Here is a 23147-nt window from a genome sequence, read left to right on the forward strand (position 1 = left end):
ATACATTTATCGTTAGGCACAAATCGTTAATACAAATTATGTTTAATACGATTCACTAAAATCTATCATTATTGTGTTCAGTTTTCAAAGTACAATACTTGACTAGTATATCAAATCGCTTGATACTTGTCAAGTAATTATTTCCCTTCATCAGCCCAGTAATGTGCTGACTCAAAGAATTATACTAGATTGTATCACTATTTGTCAACACATTTTATAAGCTTAATTGATTTTTATTTTCTTGGATCCATTCTGCACTCTTTCTGTAGTTTGGAAGAACTTTTTCTAACTTCTTAGTTGCAGCTTCTTTATCTTCATTATTAATGTAGCATAAACTACTTACAATAACGTAATCCATTACATCTGCAGTTACCATACCTAATCTTACATTTGCAAAGATATTATTACTATTAGCACGGAAGAATACATTTGAATCATCTGCTACTGTAATTTCTTTTGGTACTTTTTCAAATTGTTCACTATAAGCTTTTAATCTTTCCTTGATTTTAGCCTCAACTTTGCCTTTGTACCATTCAATAATAGCATTTCTAATTTCAGCTTTGTCATTTGTGTTTGTTTCTACAACAAATTTACCTCTTGCCATTTTTACCTTAATAGGTCCTTCTGCTACTTCAATAATTTCTAAACCATAATTCTTACCTACATAAGTGTATTGGTCTAATAATTTAACTTCTTCTACTCTTTTAAGTTCTACTGCATTCTTTGCAAGTTCATTAGCAATCCAAGGAGCATGTCCTTTTACTTTATCCATTACAGCAAATACTGGTGTCCCTATTGGAGCCATTACACTAACTTTTCCATCAGCATCAATATTAATGGAGATTGCTCTAGTTTTTTTATAGGTTAGCTCATAGGTTATTTTGGTGCCTTTGTAATCAAAGTGTAGTTTCATTTTAGTACCCCTTCATTTTTTAATCCATGTTTAATTCTAAGAACAAACATTGTTTATTATATCAAATCCCAACAATTTTGTACATATCTAAGTTCACATATATGCAACGAAATATAATTTATTATTCCATTATTTCTAGATTTTTATTTACATCAATAGTAATTTTATATATTTATCACACTATTCTAATATGTTATAATATATAAAACTCCAAAAATATCCTATAATAGAAGATATTTTAATATGAGAAAGGAGATTACAATGCCAGATAATAATAGCGAACTACAAGATTTCCAAGTTTTTATAAGTACAGTTCTAATCCGCAACAAAAGTATCCTCGATCAAACAACTAAACTTCAGGATGCCTGTACACACCTTTGTCGTAACATTTCTAAAGCATCAACAACCTGTGGCTGTATTACAATCAATGCTTCTAAGCAACCTTATTTCATTAATGATGAAGTTTCTTTAGGCGAACTACGAACTTTACTTAGTTCACATGTTAACGGTAAGCTATGTCCATCTTGTGAAGAACTCATCTCGAAAGAAATGGGGCGTGTACTTTTTTATTTAGGCGCCATTGCAAATACATTTAACATTCCACTCGATAAAGTACTTGAAGATGAAAAATATCGTACTTCTCTATTAGGAGAATATTCATTGCGTTAATACCTCCTATTATTATAATGGATAAGAATCTATTATTTCACACAATCTACTTAATAATATATGTTATAATCATTTCATATTACAAATGAAAAATCTAGGAGGCTTATATGAATCTACGACCAAGAGCTGCCGCAATCATTCTAAACGAAAAGAAAGAATTACTTGTTCTACAACTGAAAGATCCTGTAACTCATTTTGAATGGTGGACTCTTCCTGGTGGAGGCATGGAAGGTGAAGAAAGTGTAATTGATACAATCGTCCGCGAAGTTGAAGAAGAGTGCAATATTCACTGTCGTCCTATCCGTCTAATTTATGTCAGTGAATATGTAGATTATAAAATCAACACACATCATTTAGGTCTTTTCTTTCTTACTCAAGTAGATGACATCGAAAACTTAAAGCCTGGTATGGATCCTGAAATAGAACAACAGTTTATTATAAATTGTCGTTTCATTTCTGAAAGCGATTTAAAGGCTTCTCACATTCCAATTTATCCACCTGTATTCAAAGAACAATTTTGGATAGATTTAAAAGATAACTTTATAGGACACGAAATTTATCAACGAGGTCAATTAACCACTTAAAACAAGTTCCAAACGCTTGTTTTAAGTGGCTTTTTTATAAAAAAGCAGACAACATATGTGTTGTCTGCTTTTAACATTTAGAATCCTAATGAAAGTCCAAATGTAAAGAATCCGATTAATGCTGTTGACCAAATTACTAAGAATGTAATTGAGTAAGGGAACATTAAGCTTACTAAATCACCTACTGAGTATTCTGGTTTGTATTTTCTCATAAATACTAATATTAAACCTGCATATGACATAAGTGGTGTAATAATATTAGTTGATGAGTCAGCTACTCTATATGCAGCTGCTACGATATCTGGTGTCATATGATTATTTACTTGATATAACATTGGTACAAAGATTGGTCCAAGTAACATCCATTTAGATGTCATACCACCAACGAATAAATTGATGATTGCTGTTACAATAATAAATCCAATGATAAGTAAGATTGGATAATCTGAAAGTCCCATGCTTTGAAGTGCTGTTGCACCTAAGTAAGTAATATATGTGCCAAGTTGTGATTGGCTTAAAAGTGCTAAGAAGTTGTATGAGAAGAATGTAAGTACAATTACAGCTCCCATTGAACTCATGGATTTAGACATTGCTTTAACAACGTCATCTGCTTTTTTGAACATACCAACTTTTACACCATAGAATAAACCTGGTACAAAGAATAAGAATGTAATAATTAAGATAATGTTGTTAAGGAATGGTGTTACTTTTTTCCCTTCTTCACTTACATATGAAGCAAGAGGTCCCATACCAAGTACTACTACGATAGCTGTTGCTACTAAAAGACCAATTCCAGCCCAAGCAAGAGCTTTATCCTCTTCTGGTTTTACTGTGAAATCATCAAAATTCATATCAGCTGGAATAATATATTCTTGTTTTTCAAGTTTTGGTTTAATAATTCTACTTGTAACAAATCCACCTACAAGTGTTAAGATGAATGTTGAAATTGCCACGAAATAATAGTGCATTGTTGATGCATTAAGTGCAGTTCCTGCTGCATTAACAATGGTACACCTTGTGCTTCAGCAAACGCCTTCGCATTTGTACCAAGAATAACGTCTACTGGTGTAGCTGGAAGTAAGTTCGCACTGAAACCAGCAGATACCCCCGCGAATGCTGCTGCCATACCGATTAATGGATTTTTCTTAAGACCTGCATATAAAAGTCCTGCAAGTGGAATAAGAATAACGTACCCAGCATCTGTTGCGATACTACTCATAATCCCTAAAAATACAAGTACATATGGTAAGAATTTGTCTGATACTTTAAGTCCTACTTTTTTAATAAGTGTTGAAAGAAGCCCTGACTCTTCTGCAAGTCCTACCCCTAACATTACTACGAGAATTGTCCCGAGAACCCCTCCACCGTATTGTAACCAGTTTGTTGTAAGTGCATTATCAAAAATCCATCTAATGTTCTCTGAACTAAACATGTTTTTGATTTGATAACTGATTGCACTACCATCAGCTGCTAATGTGCTAAACTCTTTACCACCTAAAACTAAAGTGATAAACATTGTAATCACATATAATCCTATAAAGATAATAACAGGATCTGGAATATTTTTACCAATTCTTTCAATCAAAGATTGTTTGTTTTTATCTTTGCTTTTCATAACTTTCCTCCTCGTTGATTCTAACATGAGTATTTACATATCTTTTATATCGCTTATTTCTATCTCGCATATAAACACTATTTTATTATGTTAAGTTTTTAACTGGTTCTCATTATAACAACAAGTTTTTTATTTTGCAAGCTTTGTTTTGCAAAAAAATTATTACGACTGTTATTTCAGATATTCATAAAATCAGCGCATCCTTTGTCTTTCATAGTAATTCTCTTATTTTATTCTCTGATTTTCCTTCTATAATTATCTAACCTATAGTGAAATTCGCAATTTACCCCAATCATTCCTGCATATTTTACATTTTTATGTATTCCGTTACTACATTTTCCCTATTTCATCCTCACTTCTTTTATGGTAACACGCTACTTTTTATGTTATCTTTAATATCGCATAGTTAAATAATTTGATGTATTTTTTAATTGTATATTTGTCTTTATTACTCGAACTATTTAAAAGAATATTTTCATTTAATATTTTTTTCAAACCAAGACTAATTGCTATAAAAGCTATAGTAAACTAAAATATTTGTATTGGATACAGACTTTGTGTTTTCATGTGTAAAGATAGTCTTGCACAAAGTACTTCTAATATAATCACTGAAACTATGATAGAAACTGCTACTGAAGTTGCAGACTATTGTCCTGTTAATGCAATTACAATTGAATACTAATCTCTCACTATATATAAGGAAGTTTTTTTAATTTTTTCTTTATATATAGATAAAAACAAAAGGGGTTATTGAAATATCGTAATATATATTTCAATAACCCCTTTTGTTCATTAACTAATTAATTGTTAGAATTCTTCCTAGAAAGGAATATTTTTGTCTTCCTCAAACACACTCCAAATTACTTCACTTAATGTATTCTTCTCTATAATTTGCAGGTTTTTTAATTTTAAATCACGTTGAATTGACTTTCTCGCTACATAAGCTTTTTGATAACCCATACGATCCGCTTCTCGAAGTCTAGCTTCTAAAGTTGGCACTCTTTTTAATTCTCCCGTCAAACCAATATCCGCTATAAATAGTGTACTATTTGGAATGCTCTTACCTTTTTCAGAAGATACAACACTCATAATAATAGCTAAGTTGGCTGCTTGTTCTTTTAACTTCAAACCACCTGTAGTCTTTACAACTACATTTTTATCATATAATTGAATCTTTCCACGTTGTTCTAATATCGAGATAAGTGTATTAAGCTGTTCTCGTTTAATATTTTCACTAATTCTTGAAGGATATGGAGTAAATGAAGTGCTTACTAAACTTTCTACCTCTACAATAATCGGTCTTGTTCCTTCTCTTACAACGGTCAAAGCACAGCCTGATACTTTGTCATCTTCTTCCCTATCTGTCATAAAATATTCAGAAGGGTTTTCAATTGGTTCCATCCCTTTTTCCGTCATAGCAAAAAATGCGGCCTCTCCTGTAGAACCAAAACGATTTTTAGATGCAATAATACCTCTAAGCTCTTCACCACTTTCTCCTTCTATAATCAGTACAGCATCTACTAAGTGTTCAAGGGCTCTTACCCCTGCAATTTCATCATCTTTGGTCATTTGCCCTACTACAATAACAGCTCTTGGTTTTTTACTTCCTTTGGCAACATGTAATAAAGCATTGGCGCATTCCATAGTTTGCACAGGACTACCTGGTCTTGAACTATGTTCTTCCATAATAAATGTTTGGATACTATCTACAATGATTAAATCTGCATCGATTTCTTCAATCACAGCTAATACATTATTCATACTTACATCAGAGTGAATCCAAATATTAGGATGTACAGAATCTAATATACGTTCTGCACGATTTTTAATTTGTCCTTCACTTTCTTCCCCTGAAGCATATAATACATTTAACCCTTGGCTTGCTATATCCTGTGCCACTTGAAGTAATAATGTAGATTTTCCTGCTCCTGGTCTTGCTGTAATAATCGTCATAGAATCTTTTACAATTCCGCCACCCATTACACGGTTAAACTCACTAATGTTTGTAATAATACGTTCTGAAGTACTCCCTGAAACATCTACAAGTCTTTTAGTTGCAATATTTCCTTTTACAACACGAGAACCACCAACTTTTCTTACTTGTTCTGGTGCTTGTTCAATAATTGTATTCCATTCTTTACAGCCATCACATTTCCCTTGCCATTTTGAATATACTTGTCCACAACTTGTACATACATATATTTGTTTTGGTTTTGCCATTTTTCTCTTTCCTATTCTATTTGTTTTTATATTTATATTAATAAGCTTTTCTTAGTATATACCAACTTTGCTATTTTTGATACCAAATAAAGAGACTACCTAAAGAATTCTTTAGGTAGTCTCTTTATTTATTTCATTACTTTCTTTAAGATTACTTCTTGTGCTCTTTGACCGCACTCTACATTGAAACTTACTTTTCCTGATAAATTAGATTTAACATTTCCAACTGTCATATCGTCAATCATAAGTTTGTACTCTGTATTAGTTTCTAATTCTAATGTAATTTGTGAACTTTCATTTCCTTCTACATTAAAACTTACTTCTTGATCTGTTATTTTAAAATCATGAACAGTTGTACCTGGTAATGATTCATATACAAGCGCACCATCTCTTTTAAGTTTAGTTACTTCGTAAAAAGTCTTCGCTTTGTATAACCTTCCTTCTACCTCAAAGTTTTCAACTTTAGTTTTTGATTGAAGTTCATAGTTTCCAAAGCTAAGTGCCCCATTTTCTTCTACCCTAATAATTTCATTTACAACAGCCATTGCTAAATCCTCCAATGCTTTTCTCTCTTTAATAATGTATTATTACTTTATTATACATGATTCACTAAAAGAAGTATACATTTTTGTTATTTTTTAGTTTTGTTTATTAAATACACATTCTTTATCTTTGATGCCCACAATTACCTTGTCACCTTCACGCAAATTACCTGCTAAGATTTCATCTGAAAGCTTATCTTCAATATAAGTTTGAATTGTTCTTCTAAGTGGTCTTGCACCATAAGCTTTATCATACCCCTCATCAGCTAAGAAATCTAAAGTTTCTTTGTTAAGTTCAATTTCAATACCTACATTTTTGCTAATGCGTGTAATCAGTTTATTAATCATAATGCTTGCAATTGCTCTAATATTTTCTGTTGAAAGTGGATGGAATACAATTGTTTCATCAATACGATTTAAGAACTCTGGTTTAAATGTACGTTTTACTTCTTCCATTACATTCTTCTTCATATCTTCATATGACTTCTTGGCATCTTCCATAGATACAAATCCTACACGTTTTGGCTCAACAATATTTCTTGCCCCTATATTAGAAGTCATAATAATAATTGTATTTTTAAAATCTATGCGGCGCCCTTTAGAATCTGTAATATGTCCATCATCTAAAATTTGAAGTAAAATATTAAATACATCACCATGTGCTTTTTCAATTTCATCAAATAATACTACACTATAAGGTTTACGTCTTACTTTTTCAGTAACTTGTCCACCTTCATCATATCCAACATATCCTGGAGGGGATCCAATCATCTTAGAAACCGTATGTTTCTCCATATATTCAGACATATCTACACGAATCATTGCATTTTCATCACCAAACATAGCTTCTGCTAAGGCTTTTGTAAGTTCTGTCTTACCTACACCTGTTGGCCCTAAGAAAATAAATGAACCAATTGGTCTATTAGGATCTTTTAATCCTACTCTACCCCTTCTTACAGCCTTAGATACAGCTTTGATAGCTTCTTCTTGGCCTATTACACGTTCGTGTAAGATATTTTCCATATTACGAAGACGTTCTGATTCTTCTTCTGCTAAACGTTTTACTGGAATATGTGTCCAACTGCTTACGATGTCTGCCACATCTTCCTCTGTAACGATTTGATTATTTTTAGTGTGCTTAGTATCCCATTCTACTTTTACACTTGCGATTTGTTCTTTAACTTCATTTTCTTCTTGTTTAATCTCAGCAGCTTTTTCATATTCCTCACTAATAATAGCCTCTTCTTTTGCTTTAGCTAACTTAGCAAGTTTATCTTCTAAAACTTTTACATTAGCTGGTGAACTATATGCACGTAATCTTACTTTAGATGCTGCTTCATCTATAAGATCAATGGCCTTATCTGGTAAGTAACGATCTGCAATATATCTACTTGAAAGCTTAACTGCTGCTTTAAGTGTTTCTTCTGTAATTTGTACTTGATGATGTACTTCATATTTATCTTTGATTCCTTTTAAAATCTCTAGTGTTTCTTCTGTTGTAGGTTCTTCTACTTGTACTGGTTGGAAACGTCTTTCTAAAGCCGCATCTTTTTCAATATGCTTACGATATTCATCAAGCGTAGTGGCACCTACAAGTTGAATTTCTCCTCTTGCTAAAGAAGGTTTTAAAATATTAGAAGCATCCATAGCCCCTTCTGCTGCTCCTGCACCTATAATTGTATGAAGCTCATCAATAAAGAGAATAACATCTCCTACTGTTCTTACTTCTTCAAGTACTTTATTAATACGTTCTTCAAATTCGCCACGATATTTAGTACCTGAAATCATAGTTGATAAATCTAGTGATACTACACGTTTATCTTTTAATAAATCTGGTATATTCCCACTAATAATTTTTTGAGCTAGTCCTTCTACAACTGCTGTTTTACCAACCCCTGGTTCTCCTACAAGACATGGGTTATTTTTCGTTCTTCGGGAAAGAATTTGAATCACACGTTCAATTTCTGCTTCTCTTCCTATAATAGGGTCAAATTTCTCATCTTTTGCAAGCTGTGTTAAATCTCTACTATATTTATCTAATGTAGGTGTTGTAGATTTTACTTTTTTATTGGTATCTTTTACAGTAGTAAAATTAATTTCTGTTTTTTGATTACCGCCAGTTAACACTTCCATTAAAGAACTTAATAATTTATTTGTATTCACACCTAATGTTTCTAGTAATCTTACTGCAACACAATTTTTTTCTCTTAACATGCTAATAAGTAAATATTCTGTTCCTATGCCATCTGTTCCAAGTTCTTTTGTAAATTGTGCACTCATCTCAAAGATTCTTTTCACTCTAGGTGTAAAGTCTTTAGGAAGGGCGAGATTAACCACGCCCACTCCTATAACTTCTTTGATTTTAGCTAAAATGTCTTCTTCGACTATACCACAATTCTCCAAGGCTTTTTTAGAAACTGAATTAGGAGAATGAATTAATCCTACTAATAAATGTTCTGTTCCTAAATATCCATGTCTAAACTCTGTCATAACCTGTTCTGCATATTCAATAGCAACTTGTGCTTGTGGTGTAAATTTAATTTCCATATATGCTCATCTCCTATCCTAGAGGTCTCATCTCAAGTCTTGATTTTGTACTACTCAAATTTATTACCACAGTGAATGCAATATGCTGCGTGAATATTATTACCTGTATTACATACGGGACATACTTTCATCACTTTTACATTATCATTTTGAGTTTCTTCCTCATTTTTCTGCGCACCTACTGTTGGCTCATTCCAAGTGGTTTTTACATCTTCTTTAAAAGTACTAAAACTTGTTTTTTGAGTTGTTACAATATCCTCTAATCTCTTTTCTGCTTCTGCTATATCTTTTACAAGCTCTGTAATCTTTTCATAAATGGCACCCTGAGTTTCATCTGTCTCACCCATTGCATATGCTTTGTAGTGACTTTCTCCTAGTGCCTGATATAACTTTTTAAGTTCACTCTTTTTAGTAAGTAAATCAGTTCTAATACTGGCTTGATCAACTGATTTTTGTGTCTGACCTACTGCTTGTTTAATTGTTGTTTTAATACTATCTCCTAACTTGCTAAAAATGTCTGCCATTTTTATACCTCCCAAATATTGTTTTCTCTATTTTAATTACATTACTTCTAGTCTATATATTTATCCTCTATTAAATATATGCTCATATTGCTTATAACTAGTACCTTATTGTGTAATAATGTTTTTATTTAATAGAATAATGTTTGGTTATAGTTATTATATTGGGAAAAAATAAAGTTACTATTAAGATAGCAATCAAACTGCTGTATCCTTAATTTTTCTTTTTATTTTATCACACTTATTTGATATTTTAAACAAAAATACTATGATTAATACATTTTACTTTCAATATTTATAAACACAAAAAAAGGAGACTTCAAAATAAGTCTCCGATACATTGACTATGTATTTAGTGCAAAACTAACTTTTATCCCCTTATCAACTTGAGCCATAAGCTCTTCATCTAAATGGCAAATTTTTTCTTTAAGTCTTTTTTTATCGATCGTCCTGATTTGCTCTAGGAGTATAACAGAATTTTTAACTAGCTCATATTCTGCTGCATCAATTTCCACATGCGTAGGAAGCTTGGCTTTATTTATCTTTGAAGTGATTGCTGCACAAATTACAGTAGGACTAAATTTATTACCAACATCATTTTGTACGACAAGTACAGGTCTAATCCCGCCTTGCTCTGACCCTATAACAGGACTTAAATCTGCATAAAATATATCTCCACGTTTTACTTGCACTTTTCCTCACACTCCGCTATGCGATCGTAATAAGACTGAACCTCACTTTCTGCTTGAAAGCAAAAATTAGAGAGAGCCAAATTAATAGCCGCCATTTCTTTATAGCCCCTTTTCATCGTATCAAATGCATATCCATCATAGGGGACTTTCTCTTTGTTTCTATTGGAATGCACGAGATGATTTTGCATCATCTTGGATTCATTTTTGCTATAATCACTTCTTGACTTCGCCATTTGCAAATCACTCCCCACTAACATCGTGATTTACTCCTAACTAGCTATTTTCATTTTTGCCATTTTCTTATTAATTTATACGATGTTATTAGATTTTTATTTACACATAAATACGTGGAACACGCTTTCCTATCATGCACATTATCTCATAATTAATGGTTCCTAGAATATCAGCTATTTCTTCTATCGGAATGCTATTATCTCCTTGAGTTCCAAATATAACAACTTCGTCTTCTACTCTCACATCTTTAATATGGCTTACATCTACCATGAATTGGTCCATACAAATATTTCCTACTATTGGTGCATACTGACCACGAATAAGGACTCTCCCTTTATTGCTTAGTCTTCTAGAGTAACCATCTGCATAACCAATTGGAATAGTAGCTATCTTTGTTTTTTGATGGGTATAATACTTTCTGCCATAACCTACATAATTACCTTCTGGAAGTTCTTTTACATGTACAACTTGTGATTTAAGTGTCATGGCTGGTTGTAAGTCTAATACTTTTCTTTCTAAATAAGAAGATGGATAATAGCCGTACAAGATAATGCCGGGCCTTACTACATTAAGGTCCGCATAATTGTGACACATAATAGCTGCACTATTTGCCGCATGTATTACAGGTAAATCTATACCTACTTCATGTAACTCTTTTAAAAATCCTTCAAATATGCTCCACTGCTCTTTTGTATAACTTACATCTTCTTCATCGGCTGTCGAAAAGTGTGTAAAGATTCCTTCCATATTAATATGAGGCAGCTTTGAAATTTTCTGTACTTCTTCTATACTTTGCGGATTAGATAAGAAACCAATACGTCCCATTCCTGTATCTACCTTAATATGCACATTAACTGTCTTATTTAACTTAGCTACCTCATCTGATATATATTTGGCCATGTCATAAGAAAATACTGTTTGTGTTAAATCATTTTCAATTAAAGTTTTAATATCAGCTCTTGGTGTATATCCTAATACGAGTATTGGTGAGGTAATCCCATTATTTCTAAGTTCTTCACCTTCTTTAGCAATTGCAACAGCAAATCTATTTACACCTTCTTCTTGCAAAATCTTTGCAATTTGTAGTGCGCCATGCCCGTAGGCATCTGCCTTAATAATTGCCATCATTTCTGTATATTTAGGTATATGCTTTCTAATTTCTTTGTAATTATGTTTAATTGCTGAAACACTGACTTCTGCAACTACACGTGGTCTAAGAGATTCCATATTCTCCTCCTTGGTTTTCCCTCTTCATTAGTTATATTTAAAACTTTCAAATTCAATAAGTATGGATGTACTGCCATCTACGCCAATAACTTCCATTTTAATGGGTGCTTTCTTGTTTTCATCAAACCACAACTTTTCACTTGCCATATATTTATAGTCTCCTGGTATTATTGTCTCAAAACAGATTGCTTTTACATTATCTAAAGTTGCCTTCTCACACTTGGATTCACTTTCTTCTAAATAATGTTTGATAAAGTTTCCCAGAAGTATTTCGTTTCTTGCCGTTAACACTTTACCTTTTGAACTCGTCTTTGTAATTGGATTATATTCTATTACTTCATTGTTTTCATAACTTACTTGGTATCCCTTAAGACGCTCAGGGCTTTCAATGATCATAGTATATGATCCGCCTACTTGGGCTTTCTGCTTCATTTTTATTACATTAGGTTGTGTGTCTTTCAAAAATGTAACCGTAGCATCTACTTCATAGTACTTCATCTTACTAAGCACTAAATTTACATCATCTGATGCATTGCCACCTTCTTTTTGACAGCCATAAAACACAACCGATAAAAGTAATAAAAAAGTAAATAAGACAATCCTTTGTTCTCTCACTTTCCTTCCCCCTATTATTTAATAAGTGTTGGAAGTAAGTCACTTCTACCTATAATACCTACAAGTTGATTTTTTTCATTAATAACAGGTATACGATTAATTCTTCGATTAACCATAATTGATGCTATTTCACCGATAGTTGCATCCACATGGACTGCGTAAACCGGTGATGACATTATATCACTTGCAGTAAGGTAATTCAAATGTCTATACTTATGTTTATGCTGTATTTCCCCATCTATAAATAATATACTCACGATAAACTCTAGATATGATGAAATATTTAATCCTTTTTCTTTAGTAATTAAATCCTTTTCAGTTACAATTCCTACCAATTGTCTATTTTGATCTACAACTGGCACACCGCTTACATGATTTTGTAGTAGTATGCTTACGATATCTTTTACACGTTCTTCTGCAGATACTGCTATTACATTCTTTTTCATGATATCTCTAGCACGCATTTTTTCACCTCCTAGGTGACTCATACTTAACCATTTATCTCAATAGACTATACTTGTTTCTTAGATTAAATTCCTCAATGACTAAATCTATGCCCTTTATATATATATCGCTAGGTAGCATACTATATTCATTTTTCTTCTTTCTTAATAAATCTCCAGCTCTTGATTGTATATAAACACCCAATTTAGCGGCATCTATTGGTTCTATGTTCTGTGCCCATAGTCCTATTATTATTCCCGTTAAGACGTCACCACTCCCTCCTTTTGCCATGCCATTATTCCCGTTCCTACTTATATATATGTTACCATACTCATCTGCAATTACTGTTCTTTCTATTTTCAGAACCAAAATAACCTTATTTTTTTGTGCAAATTCACTAGAAACTTCTAAAGGACGTTCTAAAACTTCTTCAATAGTGCATCCTATAAGCCTAGCCATTTCTCCAGGATGTGGTGTCAAAATCGTAGGTGCTTTCCTTTTTCTTATGATTTCTAACATATCTTTTAGGTAATACAAACCATCAGCGTCAATTAAACAAGGCTGATCACTTTTTAAAACTTCTTCTACTGCATCTTTAGCCGCTCGGCTTCTTCCAAGTCCAGGTCCTATTGCAACTTTTTGATAACTTGGTATTAAAGATGCTATTTGCATTGTAGCCTCCTTAGCAATATGCCCTTCCTCAGCTTTTAATGGAATCGTCATAACCTCTGTAAGTTTAACCTCCATGATATCATGAATATTTTCTGGCACTGCTGCTGTTACAAGTCCACTCCCGATCCTAATAGCTGCCTGGCTAGCCAAGGTAACCGCACCTGACATCCCTCTTTGCCCACCTATAATAATTATGCGGCCATAGCTGCCTTTATTGCTTCTTGTAAAACGTTTAGGCATTATTGCTTTCATTTCTTCTTTTTTCTAGTGAAAAATACTTTGTTTGTGTCTCATTAATAAGCTCTTGTGGTATGCCAATTGGCACAACTTTTAACTGTCCTATATAATCTATTGCTGGATATAATACAAGCCCTCGTTTAAGTGCTGCAAAAGTAATAGTTACATCTCCTCTTACAGCAATGCCTTGTACTTTTCCCGTTAGCCCATCTATGCCTGAAGGAATATCGACACAAATTTTAACCGCTTCTTCTTCATTTATAGTGGTTATAATTTCTGCAAATAGCCCTTCCACAGTTCTTGATAAACCTGTTCCAAAGATTGCATCTACTATAATGTCACCCTTTTCAAGATACTTCTTAGAGACCTCTATATTTTCATTTGTAATATGCACTAGATTAGCTTGCATACTCTCTGCTATTTCATAATATATCCTGCCATCTGCTGCAAGTTTATCAACTTTAGTCAACATCATTACTGTTACTTTACGCTTAGACCACACCATAAGCTGTCTTGCAAGAGATAACCCATCTCCTCCATTATTTCCTGGTCCACACACAATCACAACTTCTTCTAATTTGCTGTCCATTGCCTCTATCTCTTTGAACACCTGATAAGAAGCTTGCTCCATAAGTAAAAGGCTAGGTATCTTATACCTAGCCACAGCTAATTCATCTATTTTTCGCATCTGTGTAGGTGTCATTAATTTCATATTTCTTCTCCTCCTTCTGCTAAAGCATATGCTACTGCATAAGTTTGACAATGTGAAATACTAACTAATATTCTCTGTATGCCTATTTGCTGGCCTAACTTTTTTGCACACCCTAATAGACAAACTTGGGGTTTTCCCAGTTTGTCCGGTGTAATTTCAATATCTCTTGGTGCAAAGCTTCTAAACCCTGTCCCAAGTGCTTTACTTACAGCTTCTTTAGCTGCAAAAACACCTGCTATTGTTTCGGCACGATTATTTTTTGTTTTAAAATAGGCTCTTTCTTTTTCTGTAAAAATCTTATTAAAAAAAGATGGTGTTTTTGTTACAGCTTTTTCTATGCGTTTAATTTCTATAATATCTGTACCTATTCCTACTATCATTTTGTATCCCCTAGGGTCTTATCAATAATTTCAATTTGTTGTTGTCCTACAATATTATGAAGATAGTTATAAATATCTTTTAAAAACTTTTCACTTTGTTTCTTTTCATTAGTTTTTTGAAGCATTTCTTCTCTAAGCTCTGCTATTTCTGCTTCTAACTTTATTTCTTTTAAACGATGCAGCTCAATATATTCATATCCTACTGCAACCATCTCTTCAACAAGTGCATTATTTGTTGCTATAACCTCTTCATCCACTTCTTCTAAACGTTTTTCAATCTCTTCTAAACGATTATTCACTTCCAAAGTACTTTGATGAAGCTTATTAAGCTCTTCTATTTTCTTTGTACTATTTTCATCTTGAACCTGTCCACTTAGATCTAAAATCTGTTTTAAGAAGTTTTGTTTCACTTTAACATACTCTTTATAATCAGTATTTAAACGTGCCTGCTCTTTAAGTAATCCTTGAAGCTTCTTTTCATTTTCAGTAATAATATTACTTTTAATCTGCTCTTTTACTGTGTACCACAATGGGTCTAAAAGTACTATAGGCAATTTTTTATTCTCTAGAACTTCCCTTACATAGCCTTTTTTGAGCTCTACTTTTTTGTCTGATATTTTTACGTCATCTCCAATTTCATCTTGGATCACAACTTTTCTGTTTTTCTTTAAAAAACTAAACATACACTGCCCCCTTAACCATTGCCTCTTAAAGACTCTTAATTATTATAGCGTGTTTTATACTATAAGCATATATAATGTTTTCGGCAACCAAAACTATAAAATTGAATTTATGGATTATCATCCCTAGTTATGGGGTTATTAGATCAGTTATACTCTTCTTAAGGGCTTTATTAGCCAAATAGGCTTCTGCTGCCTTTTTGTCTTTTACTGCAAGCATTCCTTTTTTATGCTTTATAAAATAATAACCACTATTAATTAAAAGCTGTATCTCATGCGTCAATATTGTTGGTACCCCATATTTTTTTCTTATTATGTCGTAGTCTTGACTGTTATTCTGCTCATTAGATACTGTTTCTCTAAAAATATCTAGAGGTTTTTGGGTTGTATATGTCTTGTTAAAAAAAGTTAGTATTTTGCCATTGTTCTTTTATCACATAATAAATAAATGCATTTTTACCTTCTTCAAACAAACTATCTTTATAAGTACTATTAATAAATTTTTTATATTCTTCATATTCATCAGATGAAACCACTGTTTCTTCTTTTGTCTTTTCAGCTGAATATTTATTTATTACTCCTATCACTTCATCTATTGAATTTTGATTAGTTTGTAATAAGATTTTAAACATCCCTCCTTTATCTATTCCTATTTCATTCATTTGATCATCTTTATATATTTCATCCATTTTCTCAGATATTTGCTCTACCTCCTCTTCACTTAATTTCTTTTCTACTACCTTTGCATATTGCTTCCCTAATTTATGTGCTCTATTATTTGTAAATAACACTTTAAGCCTTTCATCATTGCTATCGTATCTACCTAATAATTCATTTAAAGCTTGCTTTCCTTGTTCATCTAATAATGTATCAATCTCCTTAAACAAGTTATAATAATTACTCCCTTGTCCCCCTCTTATTTGACCTGTTTGCATCCACTCATCATTAATAGCAAAATCCCATTTACCATTTCCTAATATACGATACATTTTCTCTAAAATTGTATCTCTCTCTTCTTCACTATCTTTTATTTCTTCTTCACTTCCTTCTAATTTTATATTCTTTAACTTTCCCCATTTGTAAGCTAACCAATCTACTATGTCCGAAATCCTACCTAATATTGCCTTTCTTTGCATTTGAATAACAGGTCCTTGACCAGCTAAATGATTAGCCATTGACTCCCTTTTATTTGCTTCATATAACTGCTTTACACTACTACCTACAGGTTGGATTCATTCTAGAAAATACCGCTAATGTCCGAGCCTCATATTTCTTTTCTCGTATTGGCAAAGGGGTTAATTCTTTTGTTCTAGATTTAATATTTTCTTTTTCATAAGCAAACATTATTTTTTCCTCCTGTTTTGCATTGTTTATACGATTCAATATATGATTGAATAATCCTGTATTTGAAAAAATGTTCATTAGACTCTTGATTAATTATCCAAAGACTAATGAACATTTTTAAATACCCATTTTACATTTAAAGTTGTTTTGGCTTACGCCCATGTTCTGCTTCATTAATTTTGTATGCCAATGTCATTAAACTATGTGATAAGTGTACATTTTCTACTTGTACAGTTTCAGGTAAAAATAAGTCAACAGGTGAGAAATTCCATAATCCCTTAATTCCCCACTGTGCTAAACTTTCTGCTGTTTCTTTTACACGTGCTTTTGGCATTGTTAAAATGGCAATCTCCACACCATTTTCCTTTACGAACTCTTCCATCTTATCAATGTCTTGTACTTCAACACCATGTATACTCATGCCAATAAGTCTTGGGTTAACATCAAAAAGACCTACTAATTTAAAACCACGTTTACTGAATGAATTTGAATTAGCAATTGCTTGTCCTAAATTACCTACTCCAACAATAATCATTTTGTAATTCTGGTGAAGTCCGAGAATTTTTCCAATTTCAGTATATAGATACTCTACATTATACCCATATCCTTGTTGCCCAAAACCTCCGAAATTGTTAAGATCTTGACGAATTTGTGAGGCTGTTACATTCATTTTCTCACTTAATTCTCTAGAAGAGATTTTAGTGACACCCTTTTGTAATAACTCACCTAAATAACGATAATATCGTGGAAGGCGTCTTACTACAGTCATCGAAATCTTTCTTTCTTCTATCATGTTTTCAACTCCTCACTACGCGTTTATTATTGATTTCAGTATACATTTAGGTTTTTTTTTTGTCAATGTAGTTTCTTGGCCTCTTTTCTTTCATTTTGCGTTTTTTTTTGCTAAAATTAGAGAAGATTTACTAAGGAGGCTAAAAATGATTATTTCATGCAGTAATATACAAAAAACATTTATTGATCAACCTGTACTTAAAAATGTTAGTTTTCATATAGAAGATCATGAAAAGGTCGCTTTAATAGGAAATAATGGTGCTGGTAAAACAACACTTCTTAAAATCCTTACAAAAGAAATGGAAAGCGATAGCGGAACTATTTCTTATAGCAAAGACTGTTCTATAGGTTATTTAAAACAACATATGGATTTAGATTCAGAGCGTACGGTTTATGAAGAACTTCTCCATGTATTTGATGAAGTTATTGCCCTTGAAGAAAAACTTCATGAAATGGAATCTGAAATTGCAAGAACTTCTTCTTTAGATTTAATAGGCGCTTATGATGCCCTTCGTATGGAATTTGAAAATAAAAAGGGTTATGAATATAAAAGTCTTGTAAAAGGGGTTTTAAAAGGACTTGGCTTTGATGAATCGGTTTATGAAAAACCTATTTCCATCTTATCTGGAGGTCAAAAAAACCGTGTAGCCCTTGGCAAGCTTTTACTTCAAGAACCGAATCTTTTACTTCTCGACGAACCAACTAACCACTTAGATATTGAAGCCATCGAATGGCTAGAAGGCTTTCTTCGCAGCTATAAAGGTTCTGTTATTATTATTTCCCATGACCGTTACTTCTTAGATAAGATTGTAACTAAAGTCATTCACTTAGAATTCGGTCAAGCTTTTGTTTATAACGGTAACTATAGTGATTATGTCATTAAAAGTGAAAAAGAGTATGAAATTGCTATGAAACACTTTGAAAAACAACAAAGAGAAATCGCACAGCAACAAGCTGTCATTGCTAAACTCAAACAGTTTAACCGCGAAAAATCTCTTAAACGTGCAAGAAGCCGTGAGAAAGCACTTGAAAAAGTGGAAATCATGGATGCACCAATGATTGATAACAAACCAATGCAGCTCGTTCTTACACCACGTATTCCAAGTGGAAATGATGTACTTGATGTAAAAGAAGTCAGCAAATCCTTTGAAGATGCACCTTTATTTAACAGTATGAATATGTCTATTAAAAAGGGGGACAAGGTAGCTTTAGTTGGTCCTAATGGTGTAGGAAAAACGACATTATTCCGTATTATATTAGAAAAAATTCCTGCTACTGCTGGATCAATAAAAATTGGTTCTAATGTTATGATTGGCTATTATGACCAAGAACATTCTACATTAGATACAAGTAATACTGTTATGGAAGAAATCCAAACTTCATTTCCTGAACTTAAAAATGGTGAAATCCGTAATATGCTTGCAGCATTCTTATTTACAAATGATGATGTATTTAAGCCAATCTCTGCATTAAGTGGTGGAGAACGCGGACGTGTGGCTCTTGCCAAAATTATGTTATCTAAAGCAAACTTCTTAATCCTAGACGAACCAACTAACCACTTAGATATTTTATCTAAAGAAATTTTAGAAAGTGCTATTTCAAATTATGAAGGAACTGTATTATACGTTTCCCATGACCGTTACTTCATTAATCAAACAGCTACTAAAGTAGTTGAAATGACTCAAGTTGGCACAAAAGAATATCTTGGAGACTATGATTATTATATCGAAAAGAAAAAGGAACTTTTAAACACACCTGTTGTTGCTGCTCCTTCTAAAAATATGGCGAAGACACCTCTTCCAGTTACTCAAACAACAACTGCTGCTTCATCTAATAAAGATGACTGGCAAAAACAAAAGGAAGAACAAACCAGAATCCGCCGTATTCAAAATCAAATTGCAAAAGTAGAAACAGCTATTCAAGAGGCTGAAGCTGAAATGGAAAGCATTGATGCCGATCTTTGTCTCGAAGAAGTTTATACAAATGCAGAAAAAAGCAAAGAACTCATTCAAAGAAAAGGAATTCTTGAAGAAAAAGTTACTGAGCTTTATGAAGAATGGGAAAACCTTAGTAACAATCTATAAGGTATTTAAGGCTGTCAACTTAAAGTGTTGGCAGTCTTAAATACACTTTAAGTTGACACTATACTAGGTTATCTGCAATATCGTTAGACCTATCTCACCTGCGTAAAAGGCGGCTGAGGTTACGTTTAGCAAAGGTACTTTTCAGCCTACTCTATTTGGGTTCAATGTTAGATTGAATTTCTTTATATACTTATCCACATAATCTTCTATTATGTATTGAAAATTTCAACAAATTCATTTATTCCACTGTGTATTTTATGATATATTTTAAATAGGTTTTGATATGTTTATAAATATATCTATTTATAGGAGGCTTGTATGTTAATAACAATGATATCTTAGTCTTAAAATATTTTTTAATCTTATGGCTTAGCCAAAAGTTTATCTACCTTAGGAAGTTCTATGACAAGTTATGCTCTGCTACTTTTGGTGTATAAACAAACGCAAACTACTTTAAGTGTGGCGCTCCTTGCTTTATTTACTTATATGTCTTCTGTGATTATTGGGCTTTTGCAGGGACTTTTGTAGATAGGCATTCTAAGAAAAAGGTTATTTTAATATATGATAGTTTGGCGGCTTTATTGTTACATTTATGAAGTCTACTAAAAATCCTATTCGTGTTATTTTTATCAGCTGTAGATTATCTTTCTTCATATGTGATTTGCCCTGGCATTATTTCATAATCCTGTAGTTTGGATTACTGCTAACTTTATAGGCAGTTTGCCTTTATCTATTTTATCTGCCTATATGACTACACTTATGCGTAACAATATTCCTATAGAATTACAGGCCCGTGTATTCTCTGCTAGAGATGCCTTGCAATATAGCATTATTCCTATTAGTTATTTACTAGGCGGCGTCCTTGCTGATTACTATTTTAAACCTTTTATGACTACGCCTTCTGCTTTACAAAGATTTTTTAGCACTATCGTTGAAACTGGTGCTGGCAGTGGCCTTGCACTTATTTTCTTATGTTCTAGCTTAACGGGTACATGTATTTGTATTCTAGGTTTATATCATAAACGTTTTAGAGAGCTTAATTAACAAACTCACTTAAATAAATAAAAGTGTCACGAAATCATTTATGAGTTCATGACACTTTTATTTTAAACCTTATTATCTAATAAAGTTTGTTTTATTATTAAATTCATTTTGAGGAAGTTCAATGCCATTTTGTTTACCTGCTTCAATACATTTAAGAAGCCATGCCATATTTCTACCTAAATTACGCATAGTTTGTAAACCTTCTAAATCTTGCATAACATCTTCTGGTTTTCCGCCATGTACCATATTCCAATAACTTGAAGATACAAGTGGCATTTGTGCCAAAGTAAAGTACTTATTAATAACTTCTAATGTAGCAGTTGTTCCTGCTCTCCTGGCACTTGCAATGGCTGCTGCTGGTTTGTGTACAAAATTATTTTTACCTGCATAAAAAGCTCTATCTAAGACACTTAATAAGCTACCATTAGGTGATGCATAATAAACTGGCGACCCCACAACAAATCCATCTGCTTCTTTAGCTTTTGCAATAAGTTCATTAACTACGCCATCATTAAAAACGCATTGACCTTTGCCACTACATCCGGCACAAGCAACGCACCCACCTATAGGTTTTACGCCAATATGAAAGATTTCAGTCTCAATACTATTTTCATTTAAAGTTTTAGCAACCTCACTTAATGCTGTAAAAGTACAACCATTTTTATGAGGACTTCCATTAATAAGTAATACTTTCATTTCTCTCACTCCCCGAATATAAGTTACATATTGAATATGTTATCATCTATATAACATACTTAATATCTATATTATAATGCATAATTATTTTAACACAAATAATTTATTTTAAAAAATATTGTAATATAACTTGAATTCAGAACAATAAATTTCAATCCCTTTTATTCTTACATTACTTACTTTATTCTATCATAGTGCTCTTTCAATAAACTCAACATAATAATAATATAATTATCCCTTCTATAATTACTGCAAAAAATTCTCTTAAATAATAAGTAGGAACTAAATAAGGTAATGTATCAGCACCTATGCTACTTACCTTCCTAAATCTTTTGCAATCATTTTACTTCTTAAAATATGAAATCTATTTGTCACTACAATAACAGTAGTATTTTCTTTTTGTGCATCTATTATTTTAAATGAGTTTTTAAGATTCTCAGATGTATCCTTAGATTGGTCTTCTAAATATAATCTTTCTATTGCAATTCCTTGTTTCAACAAATATCTATTCACGGCTTCAGCTTCTGAAATATCTTCTCCTAGTCATTTGCCCCCGATAAGATCACCTGAGTATTGGGATTTTCATTTAAATACTCACATAATGCCTTATCTAAACGTGCTTTTAAAAAAAGTGAAATCTTCTCGCCTCGTACTCTTGTCCCTAGCACAATGAGATAATCACTATTTTGAGGCACATCAAACCCCATTTCTCTTAATACAATACATCCTTCAACTAATATAAAGGAACTTAATGCTACTATAAACAAACCTTTAAACCATTTTCTTTTAAAGAAAAAGTTATAAATCTTTTTGGTTATGCCTAGTGTATGTTATTTTAGCGTCATTAACTCTCATTTCCTTGCAGACCATCAAATAATTTTAATTTATTTTATTCATACTAACTAAATAACATATTACTTTCTATAAATTTTATATTCATAATAAATAAACTTATTATTTTTATTGAAAATGACTTTCATTAGTTTATGATTTATGTTATTATAATCATATGATAAGCTTATTATTAAATGTTAGGAGGACAATATGGCAAAAATGATGGGTCCACGTTTTAAGATGTGCCGAAGCCTTGGATTAAACGTAGTAGGACATCCTAAAGCAATGGACAGAGCAACAAATACAACAAGTAGAGACAGCAAAAAACTCTCTGATTATGGAACTCAATTACTTGAGAAACAAAGATTAAGAGCATATTATGGGGTTTTAGAAAAGCAATTTGCTAAATACGTACACAAGGCATTCAAAGCAGGCTCAAACCCTGGTCCAATTTTCTTATCAGCTCTTGAAACAAGATTTGATAATATGGTTTATAGAATGGGCTTTGCACGTTCTATCCGCCAAGCAAGACAAATGGTTAACCATGGACATTTTCTCATTAATGGCAAGAAAGTTGATAGACCTTCTTATGCTATTAAAGTTGGTGATGTAATTTCACTAAAAGAAAAATCTCAGGATTTACAAATTTTCAAGGATAACATGGAACTTTCTACTGATTATCCATACCTTAATGTAGACCGCGATAAACTTCAAGGTACTCTTATTAGGATGCCAGAGCGTGACGAACTTCCTATTGAGATTAACGAACAACTTATTATTGAATACTACTCAAGATAATTTTAATCACGCATTTAGAACCAATATATCTTAAATGAATAATGGTCTTAG

27 protein-coding genes are annotated in these 23147 nt (G+C 32.3%); 5 read left to right on the forward strand and 22 right to left on the reverse strand.

The annotated features are described in order from the left end of the window. Positions 1-214: 214 nt before the first annotated feature. Positions 215-913, reverse strand: coding sequence for a M48 family metallopeptidase (locus tag JCM14822_RS09340; protein WP_054741778.1), 699 nt, complete (start codon positions 911-913; stop codon positions 215-217). Positions 914-1156: 243 nt separating this feature from the next. Between JCM14822_RS09340 and JCM14822_RS09345 the strand changes: the two genes are divergently transcribed. Together JCM14822_RS09345 and JCM14822_RS09350 are read left to right on the forward strand one after the other, a co-directional pair. Further along, positions 1157-1582 (forward strand): nucleoside triphosphate pyrophosphohydrolase family protein, encoded by a 426-nt coding sequence (locus JCM14822_RS09345; RefSeq protein WP_157047703.1) that lies wholly within the window; start codon positions 1157-1159, stop codon positions 1580-1582. A 107-nt stretch (positions 1583-1689) separates the two neighbouring features. Further along, positions 1690-2166 (forward strand): NUDIX domain-containing protein, encoded by a 477-nt coding sequence (locus JCM14822_RS09350; RefSeq protein WP_054741782.1) that lies wholly within the window; start codon positions 1690-1692, stop codon positions 2164-2166. A gap of 77 nt (positions 2167-2243) precedes the next feature. On the opposite strand, the gene JCM14822_RS22540 is transcribed toward JCM14822_RS09350, so the two are convergent. From JCM14822_RS22540 to JCM14822_RS09430, 18 genes are all read right to left on the reverse strand, one after another. Then, complete coding sequence (locus JCM14822_RS22540) at positions 2244-3119, reverse strand: AbgT family transporter (RefSeq protein WP_278287197.1); 876 nt, start codon at positions 3117-3119, stop codon at positions 2244-2246. Beyond that, complete coding sequence (locus JCM14822_RS22545) at positions 3095-3781, reverse strand: AbgT family transporter (RefSeq protein WP_278287198.1); 687 nt, start codon at positions 3779-3781, stop codon at positions 3095-3097. Before JCM14822_RS22545 ends, JCM14822_RS22540 begins: the two co-directional genes overlap by 25 nt. A gap of 819 nt (positions 3782-4600) precedes the next feature. Next, positions 4601-6001 carry a DNA repair protein RadA gene (radA, locus tag JCM14822_RS09360; RefSeq protein WP_054741784.1) on the reverse strand — a complete coding sequence of 467 codons (1401 nt, stop codon included), beginning with the start codon at positions 5999-6001 and terminating at the stop codon, positions 4601-4603. Positions 6002-6129: 128 nt separating this feature from the next. Further along, positions 6130-6546, reverse strand: a complete 417-nt coding sequence (locus tag JCM14822_RS09365) for a hypothetical protein (RefSeq protein ID WP_054741785.1) — start codon at positions 6544-6546, stop codon at positions 6130-6132. Positions 6547-6639: 93 nt separating this feature from the next. Continuing rightward, positions 6640-9090, reverse strand: coding sequence for an ATP-dependent Clp protease ATP-binding subunit (locus JCM14822_RS09370; protein ID WP_054741786.1), 2451 nt, complete (start codon positions 9088-9090; stop codon positions 6640-6642). A 50-nt stretch (positions 9091-9140) separates the two neighbouring features. Further along, positions 9141-9614 (reverse strand): hypothetical protein, encoded by a 474-nt coding sequence (locus JCM14822_RS09375; RefSeq protein ID WP_054741788.1) that lies wholly within the window; start codon positions 9612-9614, stop codon positions 9141-9143. Positions 9615-9955: 341 nt separating this feature from the next. Further along, positions 9956-10303, reverse strand: coding sequence for a type II toxin-antitoxin system PemK/MazF family toxin (locus JCM14822_RS09380; protein WP_054741790.1), 348 nt, complete (start codon positions 10301-10303; stop codon positions 9956-9958). Continuing rightward, positions 10294-10560 (reverse strand): hypothetical protein, encoded by a 267-nt coding sequence (locus tag JCM14822_RS09385; RefSeq protein ID WP_054741792.1) that lies wholly within the window; start codon positions 10558-10560, stop codon positions 10294-10296. Before JCM14822_RS09385 ends, JCM14822_RS09380 begins: the two co-directional genes overlap by 10 nt. Before the next feature lie 76 nt (positions 10561-10636). Beyond that, positions 10637-11764 (reverse strand): alanine racemase, encoded by a 1128-nt coding sequence (gene alr, locus JCM14822_RS09390; RefSeq protein WP_054741794.1) that lies wholly within the window; start codon positions 11762-11764, stop codon positions 10637-10639. A 27-nt stretch (positions 11765-11791) separates the two neighbouring features. Beyond that, the gene (locus tag JCM14822_RS09395) at positions 11792-12379 is read right to left on the reverse strand and encodes a hypothetical protein (RefSeq protein WP_054741796.1); all 588 of its coding nucleotides are present in this window, start codon (positions 12377-12379) and stop codon (positions 11792-11794) included. Positions 12380-12393: 14 nt separating this feature from the next. Beyond that, the gene (locus JCM14822_RS09400) at positions 12394-12843 is read right to left on the reverse strand and encodes a CBS domain-containing protein (RefSeq protein ID WP_054741798.1); all 450 of its coding nucleotides are present in this window, start codon (positions 12841-12843) and stop codon (positions 12394-12396) included. 34 nt (positions 12844-12877) lie between these two features. Continuing rightward, positions 12878-13747: an NAD(P)H-hydrate dehydratase gene (locus JCM14822_RS09405; RefSeq protein ID WP_054741800.1), complete on the reverse strand. Its 870-nt coding sequence runs from the start codon at positions 13745-13747 to the stop codon at positions 12878-12880. Beyond that, positions 13728-14444, reverse strand: coding sequence for an NAD(P)H-hydrate epimerase (locus tag JCM14822_RS09410; RefSeq protein WP_054741802.1), 717 nt, complete (start codon positions 14442-14444; stop codon positions 13728-13730). Before JCM14822_RS09410 ends, JCM14822_RS09405 begins: the two co-directional genes overlap by 20 nt. Next, complete coding sequence (gene acpS, locus JCM14822_RS09415) at positions 14441-14824, reverse strand: holo-ACP synthase (RefSeq protein WP_054741804.1); 384 nt, start codon at positions 14822-14824, stop codon at positions 14441-14443. Before acpS ends, JCM14822_RS09410 begins: the two co-directional genes overlap by 4 nt. After that, positions 14821-15507: a hypothetical protein gene (locus tag JCM14822_RS09420; RefSeq protein WP_054741806.1), complete on the reverse strand. Its 687-nt coding sequence runs from the start codon at positions 15505-15507 to the stop codon at positions 14821-14823. Before JCM14822_RS09420 ends, acpS begins: the two co-directional genes overlap by 4 nt. Positions 15508-15902: 395 nt before the next feature. Next, positions 15903-16679 (reverse strand): hypothetical protein, encoded by a 777-nt coding sequence (locus JCM14822_RS09425; protein ID WP_054741808.1) that lies wholly within the window; start codon positions 16677-16679, stop codon positions 15903-15905. 40 nt (positions 16680-16719) lie between these two features. Continuing rightward, the gene (locus JCM14822_RS22550; protein WP_278287199.1) at positions 16720-16848 is read right to left on the reverse strand and encodes a hypothetical protein; all 129 of its coding nucleotides are present in this window, start codon (positions 16846-16848) and stop codon (positions 16720-16722) included. A 136-nt stretch (positions 16849-16984) separates the two neighbouring features. After that, positions 16985-17641, reverse strand: a complete 657-nt coding sequence (locus JCM14822_RS09430) for a redox-sensing transcriptional repressor Rex (protein ID WP_054741810.1) — start codon at positions 17639-17641, stop codon at positions 16985-16987. 145 nt (positions 17642-17786) lie between these two features. On the opposite strand from JCM14822_RS09430, the gene JCM14822_RS09435 reads away from it, so the two are divergent. After that, positions 17787-19724, forward strand: a complete 1938-nt coding sequence (locus JCM14822_RS09435; RefSeq protein ID WP_054741812.1) for an ABC-F family ATP-binding cassette domain-containing protein — start codon at positions 17787-17789, stop codon at positions 19722-19724. Between the two features lie 759 nt (positions 19725-20483). Further along, positions 20484-20768, forward strand: a complete 285-nt coding sequence (locus JCM14822_RS09440; RefSeq protein ID WP_172674802.1) for a hypothetical protein — start codon at positions 20484-20486, stop codon at positions 20766-20768. Positions 20769-20840: 72 nt separating this feature from the next. Here JCM14822_RS09440 and JCM14822_RS09445 read toward each other — a convergent pair whose 3' ends face one another. The 3 genes from JCM14822_RS09445 to JCM14822_RS20220 all read right to left on the reverse strand — a co-directional run bounded on the left by JCM14822_RS09445 (position 20841) and on the right by JCM14822_RS20220 (position 22231). Continuing rightward, complete coding sequence (locus tag JCM14822_RS09445; protein ID WP_054741817.1) at positions 20841-21464, reverse strand: flavodoxin family protein; 624 nt, start codon at positions 21462-21464, stop codon at positions 20841-20843. A 315-nt stretch (positions 21465-21779) separates the two neighbouring features. Then, positions 21780-21995, reverse strand: coding sequence for a YdcF family protein (locus JCM14822_RS09450; protein WP_083461359.1), 216 nt, complete (start codon positions 21993-21995; stop codon positions 21780-21782). Between the two features lie 8 nt (positions 21996-22003). Then, positions 22004-22231: a YdcF family protein gene (locus JCM14822_RS20220; protein WP_157047704.1), complete on the reverse strand. Its 228-nt coding sequence runs from the start codon at positions 22229-22231 to the stop codon at positions 22004-22006. Between the two features lie 277 nt (positions 22232-22508). On the opposite strand from JCM14822_RS20220, the gene rpsD reads away from it, so the two are divergent. Continuing rightward, positions 22509-23096, forward strand: coding sequence for a 30S ribosomal protein S4 (rpsD, locus tag JCM14822_RS09455; protein WP_054741821.1), 588 nt, complete (start codon positions 22509-22511; stop codon positions 23094-23096). Positions 23097-23147 lie beyond the last annotated feature (51 nt).

Source organism: Cellulosilyticum ruminicola JCM 14822 (genome assembly GCF_001311925.1).
Lineage (GTDB): Bacteria > Bacillota > Clostridia > Lachnospirales > Cellulosilyticaceae > Cellulosilyticum > Cellulosilyticum ruminicola.

Coding starts and splice junctions, on each gene's coding strand:
- JCM14822_RS09340 (WP_054741778.1), bottom strand. CDS start 913: ATGAAACTACACTTTGATTACAAAGGCACCAAAATAACCTATGAGCTA.
- JCM14822_RS09345 (WP_157047703.1), top strand. CDS start 1,157: ATGAGAAAGGAGATTACAATGCCAGATAATAATAGCGAACTACAAGAT.
- JCM14822_RS09350 (WP_054741782.1), top strand. CDS start 1,690: ATGAATCTACGACCAAGAGCTGCCGCAATCATTCTAAACGAAAAGAAA.
- JCM14822_RS22545 (WP_278287198.1), bottom strand. CDS start 3,781: ATGAAAAGCAAAGATAAAAACAAACAATCTTTGATTGAAAGAATTGGT.
- radA (WP_054741784.1), bottom strand. CDS start 6,001: ATGGCAAAACCAAAACAAATATATGTATGTACAAGTTGTGGACAAGTA.
- JCM14822_RS09365 (WP_054741785.1), bottom strand. CDS start 6,546: ATGGCTGTTGTAAATGAAATTATTAGGGTAGAAGAAAATGGGGCACTT.
- JCM14822_RS09370 (WP_054741786.1), bottom strand. CDS start 9,090: ATGGAAATTAAATTTACACCACAAGCACAAGTTGCTATTGAATATGCA.
- JCM14822_RS09375 (WP_054741788.1), bottom strand. CDS start 9,614: ATGGCAGACATTTTTAGCAAGTTAGGAGATAGTATTAAAACAACAATT.
- JCM14822_RS09385 (WP_054741792.1), bottom strand. CDS start 10,560: ATGTTAGTGGGGAGTGATTTGCAAATGGCGAAGTCAAGAAGTGATTAT.
- alr (WP_054741794.1), bottom strand. CDS start 11,764: ATGGAATCTCTTAGACCACGTGTAGTTGCAGAAGTCAGTGTTTCAGCA.
- JCM14822_RS09400 (WP_054741798.1), bottom strand. CDS start 12,843: ATGCGTGCTAGAGATATCATGAAAAAGAATGTAATAGCAGTATCTGCA.
- JCM14822_RS09405 (WP_054741800.1), bottom strand. CDS start 13,747: ATGAAAGCAATAATGCCTAAACGTTTTACAAGAAGCAATAAAGGCAGC.
- JCM14822_RS09410 (WP_054741802.1), bottom strand. CDS start 14,444: ATGAAATTAATGACACCTACACAGATGCGAAAAATAGATGAATTAGCT.
- acpS (WP_054741804.1), bottom strand. CDS start 14,824: ATGATAGTAGGAATAGGTACAGATATTATAGAAATTAAACGCATAGAA.
- JCM14822_RS09420 (WP_054741806.1), bottom strand. CDS start 15,507: ATGTTTAGTTTTTTAAAGAAAAACAGAAAAGTTGTGATCCAAGATGAA.
- JCM14822_RS09425 (WP_054741808.1), bottom strand. CDS start 16,679: ATGGCTAATCATTTAGCTGGTCAAGGACCTGTTATTCAAATGCAAAGA.
- JCM14822_RS22550 (WP_278287199.1), bottom strand. CDS start 16,848: ATGTTTGCTTATGAAAAAGAAAATATTAAATCTAGAACAAAAGAATTA.
- JCM14822_RS09430 (WP_054741810.1), bottom strand. CDS start 17,641: ATGATAGAAGAAAGAAAGATTTCGATGACTGTAGTAAGACGCCTTCCA.
- JCM14822_RS09435 (WP_054741812.1), top strand. CDS start 17,787: ATGATTATTTCATGCAGTAATATACAAAAAACATTTATTGATCAACCT.
- JCM14822_RS09440 (WP_172674802.1), top strand. CDS start 20,484: ATGCGTAACAATATTCCTATAGAATTACAGGCCCGTGTATTCTCTGCT.
- JCM14822_RS09445 (WP_054741817.1), bottom strand. CDS start 21,464: ATGAAAGTATTACTTATTAATGGAAGTCCTCATAAAAATGGTTGTACT.
- rpsD (WP_054741821.1), top strand. CDS start 22,509: ATGGCAAAAATGATGGGTCCACGTTTTAAGATGTGCCGAAGCCTTGGA.